At 69.6% G+C, this 15,795-nt stretch carries 13 protein-coding genes; 8 read left to right on the forward strand and 5 right to left on the reverse strand.

All coding sequences use genetic code 11. The annotated features are described in order from the left end of the window. Positions 1 to 103: 103 nt before the first annotated feature. The 4 genes from ACFVDI_RS22630 to ACFVDI_RS22645 are packed head-to-tail and all read left to right on the forward strand — an operon-like array spanning position 104 to position 4,699. Positions 104 to 1,423 (forward strand): ABC transporter substrate-binding protein, encoded by a 1,320-nt coding sequence (locus ACFVDI_RS22630; RefSeq protein ID WP_378910539.1) that lies wholly within the window; start codon positions 104 to 106, stop codon positions 1,421 to 1,423. After that, entirely contained in the window at positions 1,423 to 2,373 is a 951-nt protein-coding gene (locus tag ACFVDI_RS22635; protein WP_378910546.1) for a carbohydrate ABC transporter permease, read from the forward strand. Before ACFVDI_RS22630 ends, ACFVDI_RS22635 begins: the two co-directional genes overlap by 1 nt. Further along, positions 2,373 to 3,209, forward strand: a complete 837-nt coding sequence (locus ACFVDI_RS22640; protein ID WP_378910552.1) for a carbohydrate ABC transporter permease — start codon at positions 2,373 to 2,375, stop codon at positions 3,207 to 3,209. The genes ACFVDI_RS22635 and ACFVDI_RS22640 overlap by 1 nt, the downstream gene beginning before the upstream one ends. A gap of 14 nt (positions 3,210 to 3,223) precedes the next feature. After that, a complete protein-coding gene (locus ACFVDI_RS22645) occupies positions 3,224 to 4,699 on the forward strand; it encodes a mannitol dehydrogenase family protein (RefSeq protein ID WP_378910556.1) in 1,476 nt (491 codons plus the stop codon). 66 nt (positions 4,700 to 4,765) lie between these two features. Here ACFVDI_RS22645 and ACFVDI_RS22650 read toward each other — a convergent pair whose 3' ends face one another. From ACFVDI_RS22650 to ACFVDI_RS22660, 3 genes are all read right to left on the reverse strand, one after another. Beyond that, complete coding sequence (locus tag ACFVDI_RS22650; protein WP_378910590.1) at positions 4,766 to 8,290, reverse strand: Rne/Rng family ribonuclease; 3,525 nt, start codon at positions 8,288 to 8,290, stop codon at positions 4,766 to 4,768. Positions 8,291 to 8,701: 411 nt separating this feature from the next. Beyond that, complete coding sequence (locus ACFVDI_RS22655) at positions 8,702 to 9,898, reverse strand: winged helix DNA-binding domain-containing protein (RefSeq protein WP_378910558.1); 1,197 nt, start codon at positions 9,896 to 9,898, stop codon at positions 8,702 to 8,704. Positions 9,899 to 9,922: 24 nt separating this feature from the next. Further along, positions 9,923 to 10,663, reverse strand: coding sequence for a TIGR03936 family radical SAM-associated protein (locus tag ACFVDI_RS22660; protein WP_378910593.1), 741 nt, complete (start codon positions 10,661 to 10,663; stop codon positions 9,923 to 9,925). An 88-nt stretch (positions 10,664 to 10,751) separates the two neighbouring features. Here ACFVDI_RS22660 and ACFVDI_RS22665 point away from each other — a divergent pair, with 88 nt between their 5' ends. After that, positions 10,752 to 11,750: an endonuclease/exonuclease/phosphatase family protein gene (locus tag ACFVDI_RS22665; RefSeq protein WP_378910562.1), complete on the forward strand. Its 999-nt coding sequence runs from the start codon at positions 10,752 to 10,754 to the stop codon at positions 11,748 to 11,750. A 1-nt stretch (position 11,751) separates the two neighbouring features. Here the strand turns inward: ACFVDI_RS22665 and ACFVDI_RS22670 are convergent, their stop codons facing one another. After that, on the reverse strand, positions 11,752 to 12,120 hold the full coding sequence (locus ACFVDI_RS22670; protein ID WP_378910564.1) for a nuclear transport factor 2 family protein: 369 nt from the start codon (positions 12,118 to 12,120) through the stop codon (positions 11,752 to 11,754). A gap of 48 nt (positions 12,121 to 12,168) precedes the next feature. Here ACFVDI_RS22670 and ACFVDI_RS22675 point away from each other — a divergent pair, with 48 nt between their 5' ends. The 3 genes from ACFVDI_RS22675 to ACFVDI_RS22685 are packed head-to-tail and all read left to right on the forward strand — an operon-like array spanning position 12,169 to position 13,514. After that, complete coding sequence (locus tag ACFVDI_RS22675; protein WP_378910567.1) at positions 12,169 to 12,591, forward strand: GNAT family N-acetyltransferase; 423 nt, start codon at positions 12,169 to 12,171, stop codon at positions 12,589 to 12,591. 46 nt (positions 12,592 to 12,637) lie between these two features. After that, positions 12,638 to 13,021: a RidA family protein gene (locus tag ACFVDI_RS22680; protein ID WP_378910572.1), complete on the forward strand. Its 384-nt coding sequence runs from the start codon at positions 12,638 to 12,640 to the stop codon at positions 13,019 to 13,021. Positions 13,022 to 13,076: 55 nt separating this feature from the next. Continuing rightward, the gene (locus ACFVDI_RS22685) at positions 13,077 to 13,514 is read left to right on the forward strand and encodes a GNAT family N-acetyltransferase (protein WP_378910575.1); all 438 of its coding nucleotides are present in this window, start codon (positions 13,077 to 13,079) and stop codon (positions 13,512 to 13,514) included. Between the two features lie 4 nt (positions 13,515 to 13,518). Here ACFVDI_RS22685 and ACFVDI_RS22690 read toward each other — a convergent pair whose 3' ends face one another. Further along, positions 13,519 to 15,489, reverse strand: a complete 1,971-nt coding sequence (locus ACFVDI_RS22690) for a TIGR03960 family B12-binding radical SAM protein (RefSeq protein WP_378910578.1) — start codon at positions 15,487 to 15,489, stop codon at positions 13,519 to 13,521. Positions 15,490 to 15,795: the final 306 nt, after the last annotated feature.

Consider the following 15,795-nt stretch of genomic DNA (forward strand, 5'->3'; position numbering starts at 1 on the left):
GCCATCGTGGTCGTGACGACAGTCACACTGCGAGGAGGCAGATCGAATGCGGGCACGGAGACGGACCTCCGCAGCGCTGACAGCGCTATCACTGGCGACGGTGATGTTGACGGCATGCGGCACCGGCGGCCTGGGCGCCGGCGGGACCAGCGCGGGTGAGCACAGCATCACGGTGCTGATGGTCAACAACCCCCAGATGCTCGAGCTCCAGGAGCTCACCGCGGAGCACTTCACCGAGGAGACCGGGATCGAGGTGAACTTCGTGGTCAAGGTCGAGCAGGACATGCGCGACACCGCGAGCACCGAGTTCGCCAACCAGTCCGGGATCTATGACGTGGCGACGCTGTCCAACTTCGAGATCCCCTACTACGCCGAAGCCGGCTGGATCTCGGACATGGAGAGCATCGCGAACGACCCCGAGTTCGACCAGGACGACATCCTGCCGCCGATGACCGAGGCGCTCTCGGCCAACGGAAAGGTCTACGGTCAGCCGTTCTACGGCGAGTCGTCGTTCCTGATGTACCGCAAGGATCTGTTCGAGAAGCACGGCATCGAGATGCCGGCCGAACCGACCTGGGAGGAGGTCGCCGGCTTCGCCGCCAAGATCAACGAGGCCGAACCGGACATGCGCGGCATCTGCCTGCGCGGCCTGGCCGGCTGGGGTGACAACCTCGCCTCGATCACGACCGTGGTCAACACCATGGGCGGCACCTGGTTCGACGAGGACTGGAACGCCCAGGTCAACAAGGGCGGCTTCAAGAAGGCGGCCAACTTCTACGTCGATCTGGTCCGCGAGCACGGCGAGGCGGGAGCGGCGACGTTCAGCTTCCCGCAGTGCCTCAACGCCATGCAGCAGGGCAAGGTCGCGATGTGGTACGACGCCACCTCCGGCGCCGGGTCGCTCGAAGCGGCCGAGTCGCCGGTCAAGGGCAAGGTCGGCTACGTCGCCGCCCCGCACGACCAGACCCAGAACGCCGGCTGGCTCTACACCTGGGCCTGGGCGATCCAGAAGGCCTCGCGCCACCAGGAGGACGCCAAGAGGTTCGTCGCCTGGGCCTCCAGCAAGGAGTACGAGGAGCTGGTGATGGCCGACACCGAGCACGACACCGGCGGGCCGACCAACGTCCCCGCCGGCAAGCGGGCCTCGACCTATGAGAACTCCGAGTACCTCGAGGTGGCCGGGTCCTTCGCGACTCCGACCATGAACGCGATCAAGAACGCCCAGGCCGACAACCCCGGCGTCCAGAAGCGGCCCTACAACGGCATCCAGTTCGTCGGGGTCCCGAGCTTCACCGACTTCGGCACCGAGTGCGCCAAGCAGCTGAGCAGCGCCATCTCGGGCTCGAAGACCACCGACGCGGCACTCGACCGCTGTCAGTCGCTCGCCCAGGAGTACGGCGACGTCCAGAAGGAGAAGCAGTGATGGCCACCGTGACCGCACCGCTCCGCGAAACGACCGAGCCGACGGCGACCCGGCCGCCCGAGGCGTACAAGAAATGGGGCCGGGAGTCGTGGAAGCTGCGCGCGCCGCTGCTGCCCGCGCTGATCTTCTTGATCGTGGTGACGCAGCTGCCGTTCGTGGCGACGCTGGTGATGTCGTTCATGAACTGGAGCGCCCAGCCCGACGCACCGGGCCGCAGCTTCGCCGGCCTCGACAACTTCAAGACCGTGTTCACGACGCCGGCCTACCGGACGGCGGTCCTCAACACGATCGAGATGACCGTGGTCGTCGTCGGGGTCAGCGCCCTGCTCGCCCTCGGGATCGCGCTGCTGCTCAACCACGCGTTCATCGGGCGCGGCGTCGTGCGCACGATGATGATCGCGCCGTTCCTGATCGTGCCGATCGCGGCCGCCGTCTTCTGGGGCAACGGCATCCTGATGACCGGATTCGGCCTGGTCGACGGCGTGCTCGGGCAGCTCGGGGTGCCGGGCGCCCAGGACATCGCCTTCCTGACCGACCATCCCAAGCTCGCCATCGAGATCGAGCTGATCTGGCAGTGGACACCGTTCATGATGCTGATCCTGCTCGCCGGCCTGCAGTCGCAGGATCCTGAGGTGCTGGAGGCGGCGAGCATCGACGGCTGCAACGGATGGCAGACGTTCGTGCACATGACGCTCCCCCACGTACGCCGCTATCTCGAGCTCTCGATCGTGCTCGGCACGATCTTCATCGTCCAGAACTTCGACTCGGTCCTGGGCATGACCGGCGGGCTCAACTCCACCAACATCCCGTTCGCCGTCTACGAGACGTTCTACTCCGCCAAGGACTACGGGGTCGCCTCGGCACTGGGCGTCGTCGTGGTCATCGGCTCACTGATCATCGCGACCTTCGCACTCCGCGTGGTGTCGTCCCTGCTCGAGGAGGAGAGCTGATGAGGACCTGGAACCGGCAGCGGGTGGCGAAGATCGTCATCCCGATCACAGCGTGGCTGGTCGGCATCATCTTCGTGATCCCGATCCTCTACATGGTGCTGACCTCGCTGCACGCGCCGCAGGACGCCCAGACCTATCCGCCGAGCTGGGGCGCTCCGCTGACGCTGGGCAACTACAGCGGCCTGTTCACCTCGGCGAATCCGATCACCCCGGCGCTGATCAACTCGGTGATCACCAGCGTGATCTCGACCCTGCTCGTGCTCGCCCTGGCCATTCCCGCGGCGTACGCCCTGGCGATCAGGCCGGTGCGGAAGTGGTCGGACGTCATGTTCTTCTTCCTGTCGACCAAGATGCTGCCGATGGTCGCGGGCATCCTGCCGCTCTACCTGTTCACGACGAAGGTCATCAACATGCCCGACAACGTGATCGTCCTGATGCTGATCTACACCGCGATGAACCTGCCGATCGCGGTCTGGATGATGCGCTCGTTCCTGGCCGAGGTGCCGCCCGCGATCATCGAGGCGGCCTCCATCGACGGCGCGTCGACGCTCAGGATCCTGACCCGCATCGTGGCCCCGATCGCCATGCCCGGCGTCGCCGCGACCTCGCTGATCTGCTTCATCTTCGCGTGGAACGAGCAGCTCTACGCCAAGGTGCTCACCTCGGTGGCCGCGCAGACCGGTCCGGTCTACGTGAACACGCTGATCCAGACCGAGCACGCCTACCTGGCCGAGCTGGCAGCCGGCGCGACCCTGATCTCGCTGCCCGTCCTCATCGCCGGCTTCGCCGCTCAGGACAAGCTGGTGCAGGGGCTCTCCCTCGGGGCGGTCAAGTGAGCGAGCGCCATCCAGTGACCTACCCGAGACTCACGACGGCTCGGCTCGGCGACCTGTCCGCGTCCGTCGCCGTCCCCGCCTACGACCGATCCGCCGTCACCCCCGGGATCGTGCATCTCGGGGTCGGTGGCTTCCACCGCGCCCACCAGGCGCGGTATGTCGACGACCTGCTCGCCTCGGGCATCACCGACTGGGGCATCGTCGGGGTGGGGCTGATGCCCCAGGACGTACGCATGCGGGACGCTCTCGCCGCCCAGGACCATCTCTACACGCTCATGGAGCGGGCACCGGACGGCGGCGTGCACGGACGGGTGATCGGCTCGATCATCGACTACCTGTTCGCCCCCGACTCCCCTACGGACGTGCTGGCCCTGCTCACCGACCCGCGGATCCGGATCGTGTCGTTGACCATCACCGAGGGCGGTTACCACGTCAATCAGGCGACCGGCGGCTTCGACGCCTCCGAGCCGGGCATCCAGGCGGACCTGGCGCCGGGGGCGGTGCCATCGACCGCGTTCGGCTATGTCGTGGAGGCGCTGGCTCGCCGCCGCGCCGCCGGCGTGGCTCCGTTCACGGTGATGTCGTGCGACAACATCGCCGGCAACGGCGAGGTCGCCCGCGCGATGATGTCGGCGTTCGCGTCCCTGCGCGACCCGGAGCTGGGGGACTGGATCGCGTCCGAGGTGGCCTTCCCGAGCTCGATGGTGGACCGGATCACGCCAGCGACCACCGATGCCGACGTCGAGGAGGTCGGCTGGCGGTTCGGGATCCAGGACGCCTGGCCGGTGGTCAGCGAACCGTTCTCCCAGTGGGTGCTCGAGGACCACTTCCCGCAGGGGCGGCCACCGTTCGAGCGGGCCGGGGTCGAGATGGTGCCCGACGTCGAGCCGTACGAGCTGATGAAGCTGCGGCTCCTCAACGCCAGCCACCAGGCGCTGTGCTACCTCGGCTATCTCTCGGGATACCGGTATGCCCACGAGGTCTGCGCCGACCCGCTCTTCGTCGACTTCCTGCTGGGCTACATGACCCAGGAGGGCACCCCGACCCTGCCGCAGGTGCCCGGCGTGGACCTGGAGGGCTACCGGCGCGAGCTGATCTCCCGCTTCGCCAATCCCCACATCCGCGACACCCTGGCCCGGCTGTGCGCGGAGAGCTCCGACCGGATCCCGAAGTGGCTGGTGCCGGTCATCTCGGCTCAGCTCGCCTCCGGAGGCTCGGTGCGCCGTTCGGCACTCGTCGTCGCCTCCTGGGCCCGCTACGCCGAGGGCGTCGACGAGCAGGGCACGCCGATCGACATCGTCGACCGGCGCCGGGCCGAGGTGATGGCCCGGGCGATCGCCCAGCGCGAGGACCCGCTCGCTTTCCTCCGCGACCCCGACCTCTTCGGCGACCTCGTCGACCTCCCTGAGTTCACCGAGCCGTACGCCGAGGCGCTGGCGTCGTTGCACGCCATCGGAGCACGCAAGACCCTCGAGATCTGGGAGGGCTGAGCAGGCTGAGCGGGCAGCACGACGCCCCGGTGACCACGAGGGGGGTCACCGGGGCGTCGTGGTTGGTCAGCTGTCCTGGGACGGCGTGGTGTCGCGGCTGGCGCCACCACGGGTGCGGGTCACGACCTTCGGCGCCGGGGTGGACGCGGTGCCGTTGCTGGTCACCGGCGTCTCGGTCTTGGACGCGGTCATCACCGCACCCTCGCCGGTGCTCACGACCTCGCGACGGGCGCCGCGGCGCTGCCGGGTGACCACCTTCGGCTTGGAGTCGACCGCCTCGGCCGCGACCGGCTCGGGCGCGGCGACCGCAGGCTCGGTGGCCTCTGGCTCGGTCGTCTCCGGCTCGACTGCCTCGGGCTCGGCCGCCTCGGGCTCGACCGGCGGGGCCACCGGTGCGGGCTTCTCCGCGGCCGGCTTCGGCTCGGTGGTCGAGCTGCCGACGACCGCGGCCAGGACCGGGCGGCCGGTCGTCGCGGCGCGGCGGGTGCGGGTGCGCGTGGTGACCTTCGGAGCCTCCGGCTCGGCGGGTTCCGCCGCGGGGGCCTCGGCGACCGTCTCGGCCGGGGTCTCGGCCTCGACCGGCTCAGGCGCCGGGGTCGACGCCTTCGACCGGCGTGAACGCGTACGCGTCGTCACCTTCGGCGCCTCGACCTGCTCGGGCGCAGTCTCGGCGGCCTCGACGGGCTCGGCGGGCTCTGCCGTCTCGGCGGACTCGGTAACCGAGGGCTCTTCGGGGGTCGTAGCTCTCGACCGGCGAGAGCGGGTGCGGGTCGTGACCTTCGGGGTCTCGACGGTCTCGGGCTCGCTCGGAGCCACCGCCTCCGCGGGAGTCTCGACGGACTCGGCCGCCGGGGCCGGCTCGTCGGTCTTCTCCGCCTGTCCGGCCATCGCCGCGAACTCGGCCGGCGACGGTGTCTTGGCCGACTCCTCGGCAGGCTCGGTGCGCTGCTCGCCACCGACCTCGTCGCGGCCCTTGCCGCGGCTACCGCGACCGCCACGACGGCGCGAACGCGGCTCGTCGGGGGCGACACCGGAGGACTTGCCGGCCTCGACCGGGTGCTCGTGGATCACCAGACCGCGACCGCCACAGGCGTCGCAGTTCTCGGAGAACGCCTCGAGCAGGCCGGTGCCGATCCGCTTACGGGTCATCTGCACCAGGCCCAGCGAAGTGACCTCGGCGACCTGGTGACGGGTCCGGTCGCGGCCCAGGCACTCGACCAGGCGGCGCAGCACCAGGTCACGGTTGGACTCGAGGACCATGTCGATGAAGTCGACGACGATGATGCCGCCGATGTCGCGCAGCCGGAGCTGGCGCACGATCTCCTCGGCCGCCTCGAGGTTGTTCTTGGTGACCGTCTCCTCCAGGTTGCCACCGGAGCCGGTGAACTTGCCGGTGTTGACGTCGACGACGGTCATCGCCTCGGTGCGGTCGATGATCAGCGAGCCGCCGGAGGGCAGCCAGACCTTGCGGTCGAGGCCCTTCGCGATCTGCTCGTCGATGCGGTACGCGGCGAAGGCGTCGGCCTCACCGTCGTACTTCTCCACACGCTCCTCGAGGTCGGGGGCCATCGACTGGACGTAGTCCTTCACGGTCTCCCACGACGAGTCGCCGGAGATGACCAGCTTGGCGAAGTCCTCGGTGAACAGGTCGCGGACGACCTTCAGGGTGAGGTCGGGCTCGCCGTAGAGCAGCTGCGGTGCGTTGCCGCCCGCACGCTTCTCGATGTCCTCCCAGCGGGCCTTGAGGCGCTCGACGTCGCGGGTCAGCTCATCCTCGGCGGCGCCCTCCGCGGCGGTGCGTACGATCACGCCGGCCGTGTCGGGGACGATCTCCTTCAGGAGGGTCTTGAGGCGGTTGCGCTCGGTGTCGGGCAGCTTGCGCGAGATGCCGGAGGTGGTGCCGTCGGGCACGTAGACCAGGAATCGGCCGGCCAGCGAGATCTGCGAGGTCAGGCGGGCGCCCTTGTGACCGATCGGGTCCTTCGTCACCTGGACGAGCACCTTCTGGCCGGAGGTCAGCACCGACTCGATCTTGCGGGGCTGGCCCTCCTTCCAGCCGAGCGAGGCCCAGTTGACCTCACCGGCGTAGAGGACCGCGTTGCGGCCCTTGCCGATGTCGATGAACGCGGCCTCCATCGAGGGGAGCACGTTCTGGACGCGGCCGAGGTAGACGTTGCCGATCAGGCTGGTCTGGCTCTCGCGGGCGACGTAGTGCTCCACGAGCACCTTGTCCTCGAGCACCGCGATCTGGGTGAGGTCCTCACGCTCGCGAATCACCATGACGCGCTCGACCGACTCGCGGCGGGCCAGGAACTCGGCCTCGCTCACGATCGGGGCGCGACGGCGACCGGCCTCGCGGCCCTCGCGGCGGCGCTGCTTCTTGGCCTCCAGGCGGGTCGAGCCCGACAGCGCGGTGATCTGGTCCTCGCCGGTGCGGCTCTGGCGGACCTTGGTGACGGTGTTCTCCGGGTCGTCGCCGGCCTCGCCCGAGGCCTCGCCCGCGCGGCGGCGACGGCGGCGACGACGCGAGGAGCTGCCGCCCTCGCCCTGCTGCTCGCCGTCGGCGTCCTTCTCTTCACCCTCGGCCTCGGACTCCTCGGACCTGTCCTCGGCGTCGGTCGAGTCGGAGCCCTCGGCGTCGCCGTTGGCACCCTTGCGACGGCGGCGGCCACCACGGCGGCGACGACGACGGCCGTTGCCGCCACCCTCACCGTCGTCGGCCGAGCTCTCGTCGGACTCGGTGTCGGCGCTGGTGTCGGTGTCGGACTCGACGTCGGTGGCCTCGACCTCGGTCGGCTCCTCCTCGGTCGGCTTCTCCTCGGCCGGGGCGGCGTTGCGTACGTTGCGCCTGCGGGTCCGGGCCGGAGCCTCTTCCTTGGCGGCCTCAGCGGCGGGCTCGGCGGCCTGCGGCGTGTCCTCGGCGGGCGCCTCGGCGGCGGCCTCGACCGGCTCCTCGACCGGCTTGGGCTCGGTCGTCTTGCGGGTGCGCCGGCGGGTGGTGGTCTTGGTCGGCGCCTGGAACAGGACCGCGGGGGCCGTCGGACCGGCCTGCTCGGCCTCGGTCTGCTCGACGGTCTCGTCGGCGACCTCCTCCGCGGGGGTCTCCACAGGCGCGGGGGCCTCGACGACCGGTGCGGCAGCCTTCTTGGCAGCCGTCTTCCTCGCCGTGGTCTTCTTGGCGGTGGTCTTCTTCGCGGCCGTCTTCTTGGCCGGGGCCTCGACGGCCTCGGCGGGGGCCTCGGCCGGAGTCTCGGTGGTCTCGGTGACGTCGGTGGTCTCGACCTCGGCCGGCGCCGCGGCGGCAGCCTTCTTGGTCGTACGCTTCCGGGTGGTCTTCTTCGCGGCCGTCTTCTTGGCGGGGGCCTCCGCGGCCTCGCCCGTCTCGGCGGACTCCTCGGCGGGGGCCTCGGTGCCCTCCGTCGCGGCCGCAGCAGCCTTCTTGGTCGTACGCTTGCGCGTGGTCTTCTTCGCCGCGGTCTTCTTCGCGGGAGCGGATTCCGCGGTGGTTTCCGCGGCTTTCGTGTCGGTCACCGGAGTCTGCGGCGTTTCAGCGCCGTTCTCGGTGTTCTCGACAGTGGTCTCGTCGGCCATGCCGTTCTCCTCATCCAGGACCTTCACAGGTGCTGGATAGTCAGGTGCCGGGAAACGGGCGCTGCGCAGTATCGAACTTTTTCCACGTAGCAGCCGCGTCGCGGCGCAAAGCTTGTCAGGGCGGCGGCATCCTCCGCAGCGGTGCGTCACAGGCTGCGGTTCGTCACCTGCCGCGGTCGCTCGGCCGTCCGGGACCTTCCCGGGCGAGTCGCTCTCACTGACCTGCTAGGCCTGCGTCGCGGTCTGGTGACGACCTACCTCCTGTGTGCCGGAGTGCGGCCCCGGAGGGCCCACGCCGGCGAGGCGTCGTCGGACTGTCCATTCCTCGGGTCGGGCCCGATTGTTTGAGCAGTCGTCTCGGAGTATCGCATACACCCTGTCAACAGACCGATATCCGGACACCAACGAAACTCAGGGAAGGGTCGCTTCCTTGATCTGGCGCGACTTGTAGACGTTCACGATCACGACCCCGTCGAGCCACTCGGTGAGCCGCTCGGCCTCGGTCGCCAGCGCCGCCCGGCCGGCATCGCCGATGTCGTGGCGCACGATCGGGTGCACCCGGCCGTCGTCGTCCTGCGCCCAGGCCCCGACGATCCGGCCGTCCCACCAGGCGGTGTTGCCGGCGTTGCCGTTGGAGTCGAAGAGGTACGCCACGTCCTCCGCGTCCAGGTAGAACCCGCGTTCCCGCCAGCCCATGACGGTCGGGTCGAGGGTCGGCAGCAGCGCTGCCCACGGCTCGACCTCGGGCTCCGGCGAGACGACGATCGGGTCGTCGGGCAGCACCCAGCCGATGCCCCCGCTCTCCAGCCCGACCTCGACCGCCTCCACGGCGGCGAGCGCCGCCCGCACCGCCGACTTCGTGGACCCGAGCCACCAGACCAGGTCGGCCTCGGTGCCGGGCCCGAAGGTCCACAGCCAGCGACGGACGAGCTCGGCATAGCCCTCCGCCGGAGTGAGCGGAGCGGGCACCGCGTCGAGCCACGACTCGGTGAGCGTCCACGTCGGCTTGTTCAGCCGCCAGTGGCCGAGGTTGGTCGCCCGCATCAGTCGTCCCTGCGCGGCGAGGGTGCCGATCACCCACCGCCCGATGGCGAACTCACCGCCCCACTTCTTACCGGGAGCGCCCATCCGGAAGCGGACGTCCAGCTCGGGGACCAGCTCACGCAGCTGCGTCGTGGTCCGCGGCTCACCGTCGGCCAGCGCCGCGAGCGTGGCCGCGAACGCCTTCTCGATCCAGCCGTCCTGGTCCTCGTCGATGCCGCCCGCGGTCAGCCACTTGTGGAGGTTCTTCTCCTCCTGGGCGGCGACCCGGGCCGAGGCGCTCCCCCAGGCCGCGGCGACCAGGTCGCGCGGGAAGGCGAAGAGGGTGCGCCGCATCGCCAGCTGCTTGACCAGCGACCGCTCCTCGTAGAGCGCTCGCTCGACGTCCTCGACGTGGAGGTCGCGGACCCGCGCGTGCAGCGCGAGGTGGACGGTCGCCGACTCGGTCGCATGCCAGGCGGTCATCGCCTCCGTCGCGGAGGCCACGTCGGCGTACCTGTGGTCGGAGGCGAGCCCGTGCCGCCTGCCCAGCCTCGCCCGGCGCTCACGGTCGCTGACTGTTCTCATCGGCAGCGCCTCACCGGTCGAACACTAGTGCAGCGGGTCGCCGATCGTGCCGGATTCCTCGTCGAAGATGCCCTGGGTGAGCCGGGTCAGGAGCGGCAGTCCGCCATGGTCGGGACCGACCTTCAGCCCACCGATGCGCTCCAGCCCGGTGACGACGTCGTCGGGACGTACGGACGGGGTGCCGTGCTTGAGCAGCAGCTCCAGGCGCGAGCCGCCTTCGCGCGGCGCCGAGGAGAGGCGTACGACCGCGCCTCGGGCGTCGAACTCGCGCATGCCCTTCTTGGTCATCCGCTCCACGATGACCTCCTCGGCGCCGAGGAACGCCTCGACCGCCGCGGCCGCGTCCCCGGGCGACGTCGGGAGGTCGATGATCCACTCGCTGCCGGTGAGCAGGTCGGCCAGCGCGCCCTTGGGCGAGGTGGCGGTGTCGACGACGTCGAGCAGGTCGAGGCCGTCGGGCATGACCTCGTCCAGGGCACCCTTGGTGGCAGCCGGGTCGACGACCTCGCGCAGCGCGAGCTCGACGTACTCGGCCTCGCTCGCCGCCCCCGTCGGAGCCGCGCCCGCGTAGGAGATCCGCGGATGCGGGTTGAATCCCGAGGAGTAGGCCACCGGGATCCGGGCACGGGCGACCGCGCGCTCGAAGGCGCGGCTGAAGTCGCGGTGGCTGGTGAACCGGAGCCTGCCGCGCTTGGCGTAGCGGATGCGGAGGCGCTGGACCGGCGGGGCCTGCTGTTCGGGCTGTTGACGCACGGAGTCGATTATGTCGGTCCTGCGGCGCGATCACCCATCCGGCGAATGGAAGGCGAACGGTCTGTAACGGTCTGGGCACGAAAAATGGGAGACTCGCGCGGTGAGCCACCACAGAAGAAGGACGATCTCGGTACGCCTCAAGGAGCTGTTGCCGATCCTCGCGGTCGTTCTCACCGTCGGTGCCATCGCCGCCCTGACCGTCCTGGCGCCCCGGCTGGGCGACGCGAGACAGGCCTCCGCGGATGCCTCCTCGTCGCCGAGCGCCGACACCCTCGAGGCCTCCCCGTCGGCCCCGGCATCCGCCTCGGCTTCGTCGGAGCCGCTGCCGGAGTTCACCACGCTGGAGGCGCCTCCGGCGCTCGACAAGGTCCCGAAGAAGCCGAAGATCGACCCCTGCGCCGTCCCGCGCAAGCTGACCGTGATGACCTTCAACATCAAGGGCGGCCGGGTCTCCCCCGGTGAGCTCGACGGGATCGCCGGCGTGATCCGCGCGTCGGGCGCCGACGTCGTACTCCTCCAGGAGGTCGACCGGAACCGCCGCCGCTCGGGCAACGTCGACCAGCCCGCGATCATCGCCTCCCACCTGGGGATGCAGTCGGTCTTCGGCGCCAACGACTACATCACCGACCGCGGCGGCTACGGCAACGCGATCCTGTCGCGCTTCCCCATCGCAGAGTCCGGCAACACCCACCTGCCCAACAGCGACGGCAAGGAGCAGCGCGGAGTGCTGCGGGCGAACGTCCTCGTCGAGGGCCAGCGCCTGGTCGTCTTCAACACCCACCTCGACCACACCTCCGACTCGCTGCGGCAGGCGCAGATCGGTGCGGTCATGTCCAAGGTGAACGCCTACGACGGCGCCCGGCTCCTCGGCGGCGACCTCAACGCCGGCTCCGGCTCCGGCGTCCTCGGCACCGCGCTGGCCTCGTTGACCGACGCCGGTGCTTCCTTGGGTGCCAGTCACGACGGCGGCGGCCGCGTCGACTACCTGCTCCCCAACTCCTGGCTCGCCGCCGGCGACGGCCGGGTCACCCCGACCGGCCTGTCGGACCACCACGCGGTCAGCATCGACTTCGCCATGCGCGGTGCGGCGGACTGCTGAGTCAGTAGCGCTCGACCGACACAGCCCGCTCGGGCGGGTCGTACGCCTCCGGCCAGAAGTCCGTGACGCGCGTGATCCGTCCGGCGTCGACCTCGAGGAACGACTGCGACTCGCCCGATTCGTCCCCCATCCTCCAGTTGAACCAGACCACGGCGCGCTCGTCGTCGGCGATCACCACCTTCGGGGTGAGATGCCACTCTCCCGGGTAGGTCTGGTTGAACTCGAGGAACGCCTCGCGCCCGACGATCATCTCGCGGGTCTGCGGCATGTCGTAGACGACGTCGTCGTCCAGCAGCGCCGTCCAGGCGTCCCAGTCCCGCGCCTCGAGAAGCTCGAGATACCTACGTCCCAGCGCGCTGTTGTCCGTCATGGGCGCAACCTATCGGGGACCGGGTGACCGCGTGGGACACTTCGGGCCGTGATCGAGCTACGCCCTGCCGTTGTCGCTGACGTCCCCGCCCTGATGGCCCTGTGGGAGGTGGCTGCGGAGAACGACTCGCGGCCGACCGACTCCCCCGCGAAGGTCGAGGCGCTGATCGCGCGCGACCCCGAAGCGTGCACGGTCGCGGTCACCCCGGACGGCCGGATCGTCGGCTCCCTGATCTCCGGCTGGGATGGCTGGCGCGCCCACCTCTACCGGTTGGCGGTCCACCCCGACGTACGCCGCCAGCGGCTCGCCCGCCGCCTGCTGTCCCATGCCGAGGACCGCCTCGTGGCCCTGGGCACGAGCCGGATCGACGCGATGGTGCTGGAGGGCAACGACCTCGGGCAGTCGCTGTGGAAGAGCTCGGGGTACGAGTCGCAGTCGGAGTGGCGGCGCTGGGTCCGCCCCGTCGGCTGAGCGGTAATCGTTCGCCTGGATCGCGGGTCCGGTCTACCTTCGGCGAGTGGAATTCCTGACCCCCGAAGACCTTCCCGCACCCGCCGGCTACAGCCATGCGGTGATCACCGACCCCGGCGCCCGGCTGGTCGTGACCTCGGGACAGGTCGGCATCACCGCCGACGGCGCCGTGGCCGACGGCTGGGAGGCGCAGACCCGGCAGACCTTCGTCAACCTCGGCATCGCCCTGGCTGCCGCGGGCGCGACCTGGGCGGATGTCGTGAAGCTGACCTACTTCGTCGTCGCCACCGACGAGCTCCCGCTGATCCGGTCCGTGCGCGACGAGTTCGTCGCCGTGGAGCGCCCACCGGCGAGCTCGCTGGTCCAGGTCGCCGGCCTCTTCCGCGCCGACGTACTCATCGAGATCGAGGCGACCGCAGCGATCCGCTGATCGGACTACGCTCGCCGTTGTGGTTCCTCAACCTTCGTTCGCGGTTCGTCGCGCGGTGGATTCCGATGCCGCCACTCTGCGCGCGATCGCCGTCGAAGCGTACGAGGGCTATCTCCCGCGGATGCGGGATCAACGGCCGGGGCCGATGGATGCCGACTACGACGAACTCGTGACGTCAGCCGAGGTGTGGGTCGTGACCGACGGAACTGCCGACATCAAGGGATTCGTCGTGCTGCTGCCGTCGCCTGACGACTTCGTGCTGGACAACGTCGCGGTCCGCCCCGAGAACCATGGTCAGGGATATGGCCGACACCTGCTCGCGCTCGCCGAGAATCGAGCGATCGCCGTGGGCGCCAAGGCCATCCGCCTCTACACCCACGAGACGATGGTGGAGAACCAGCGTCTCTACGAGCGCATCGGCTATGTCGAGACGTCCCGGCGCGACGATCGCGGATTCGGTCGCGTCTTCTTCGAGAAGCGGATCGAACCCTGACCGATCAGACGACGGACAGCGGGAGCAGCTTCTGACCCGTGGGCCCGATCTGGATCTCGGTGTTCATCTCCGGGCAGACGCCGCAGTCGTAGCAAGGGGTCCAGCGGCAGTCCTCGACCTCGATGTCCTCGCCGTCGGCGACGGCGAGGGCGTCCTCCCAGTCGGCCCAGAGCCAGTCCTTGTCGAGGCCGGAGTCGAGGTGGTCCCAGGGAAGGATCTCGTCGTACTCACGCTCGCGGGTGGTGTACCAGTCGAGGTCGACGCCCGTGCCGGCGAGACCTGTCTCGGCGGCGTTCATCCAGCGGTCGTAGGAGAAGTGCTCGCTCCAGCCGTCGAAGCGGCCGCCGTCGCGCCAGACCTGCTCGATGATGCGGCCGACGCGACGGTCGCCGCGGGACAGCAGGCCCTCGACGATGCCGGGCTTGCCGTCGTGGTAGCGGAAGCCGATCGCGCGACCGAACTTCTTGTCGGAGCGGACCACGTCGCGCAGCTTCTGCAGGCGCTCGTCGGTGGTCTGGTGGTCGAGCTGGGAGGCCCACTGGAAGGGGGTGTGGGGCTTGGGTACGAAGCCACCGATCGAGACGGTGCAGCGGATGTCGTTGCGACCGGAGACCTCGCGGCCCTTCGCGATCACCTTCTTCGCCAGCTCGGCGATCTGCAGGACGTCCTCGTCGGTCTCGGTGGGGAGGCCGCACATGAAGTAGAGCTTCACCTGGCGCCAGCCGTGGCTGTAGGCGGCACCGACGGTGCGGATCAGGTCCTCCTCGGTCACCATCTTGTTGATGACCTTCCGCATCCGCTCGGACCCGCCCTCCGGGGCGAAGGTCAGGCCGGAGCGACGGCCGTTGCGGGAGAACTCGTTGGCCAGGGTGATGTTGAAGGCGTCGACGCGGGTCGAGGGCAGCGAGAGGGACACGTTGGTGCCCTCGTAGCGATCGGCCAGACCGGTCGCTACGTCACCGATCTCGGTGTGGTCGGCGGAGGACAGGGACAGCAGCCCGACCTCCTCGAAACCGGACTTCCGGATGCCGTTCTCGACCATGTCGCCGATGGTGGTGATGGACCGCTCGCGCACCGGGCGGGTGATCATCCCGGCCTGGCAGAAGCGACAGCCTCGGGTGCACCCGCGGAAGATCTCCACCGAGAACCGCTCGTGGACGGTCTCGGCCAGGGGCACCAAGGGATTGCGCGGGTAGGGCCACGCGTCGAGGTCCATCAGGGTGTGCTTGCGGACCCGCCACGGGATGTCGGGGCGGTTGGGGACGACGGCCTCGATCTGGCCGTCGGCGGCGTAGTTGACGTCGTAGAACTTCGGGACGTAGACGGCCCCGGAGACGGCCAGGCGGCGCAGCAGCTCGTCGCGGCCGCCGGGGCGTCCGTCCTGCTTCCACTCGCGCACGACCTCGGAGATCTTGAGCACGACCTCCTCACCGTCGCCGAGCACCGCGGCGTCGAGGAAGTCGGCGATCGGCTCGGGGTTGAACGCGGCGTGGCCGCCGGCGAGCACGATCGGGTCGTCGTCACCACGGTCGACCGCGTGCAACGGGATCTGGGCCAGCGAGAGCGCGTTGAGCATGTTGGTGTAGCCGAGCTCGGTGGAGAAGCTGAGCCCGAAGACGTCGAACGCCTTCACCGGACGGTGGGCGTCGACGGTGAACTGCGGGATCGGACCCTGCTCGTCGCCCTCGCGCATGATCTTCTCGAGGTCGGGCCAGACCGCATAGGTGCGCTCGGCCGCGATCCAGTCGCGCTCGTTGAGCACCTCGTAGAGGATCTGGACACCCTGGTTGGGCAGGCCGACCTCGTAGGCGTCGGGGTACATCAGCGCCCACCGCACCTCGACGTCGTTCCACTCCTTGACGGTCGAGTTGAGCTCCCCACCGACGTACTGGATCGGCTTGGACACCAGCGCCAGGCGCGGCTCCAGCCGAGGGAAGACGGACTCAGGAACGAGGTCGCTCTGGGCGACGGTCACGATGGGCACCTCAAAGCTCGGGAACGATCAACCCCAAGCGTACGCCGCTTCCCGACCCTGCCACCAAACCTGGCGCCGCGAGAACACGATGCCGGGTATGGCTTCGCGTCGTCTCGCTGGTCGAGTCGCCGGAGCCGCTGGGCGAAGGCGTGTCGAGCGGTGTAGCGAGCCTGTCGAGATGACCGCGAAATAGACGTTGGGGCCGCCCCTCCGGCGGATTCTAGGGGTCCTTGCAACACCTGATGACCTAAGTGGCTGTCAGTAGATCACGCAGACGCTCGGCTGGGGTATCCCAGTCGAGCGTTT

The sequence above is a fragment of the Nocardioides sp. NPDC057767 genome, from assembly GCF_042798275.1.
Classification (GTDB): Bacteria; Actinomycetota; Actinomycetes; order Propionibacteriales; family Nocardioidaceae; genus Nocardioides.

Excerpts from the sequence above, each read along its gene's own strand:
- ACFVDI_RS22630 (WP_378910539.1), top strand. The coding sequence starts at position 104 with ATGTTGACGGCATGCGGCACCGGCGGCCTGGGCGCCGGCGGGACCAGC.
- ACFVDI_RS22635 (WP_378910546.1), top strand. The coding sequence starts at position 1,423 with ATGGCCACCGTGACCGCACCGCTCCGCGAAACGACCGAGCCGACGGCG.
- ACFVDI_RS22640 (WP_378910552.1), top strand. The coding sequence starts at position 2,373 with ATGAGGACCTGGAACCGGCAGCGGGTGGCGAAGATCGTCATCCCGATC.
- ACFVDI_RS22650 (WP_378910590.1), bottom strand. The coding sequence starts at position 8,290 with ATGGCCGACGAGACCACTGTCGAGAACACCGAGAACGGCGCTGAAACG.
- ACFVDI_RS22655 (WP_378910558.1), bottom strand. The coding sequence starts at position 9,898 with ATGAGAACAGTCAGCGACCGTGAGCGCCGGGCGAGGCTGGGCAGGCGG.
- ACFVDI_RS22670 (WP_378910564.1), bottom strand. The coding sequence starts at position 12,120 with ATGACGGACAACAGCGCGCTGGGACGTAGGTATCTCGAGCTTCTCGAG.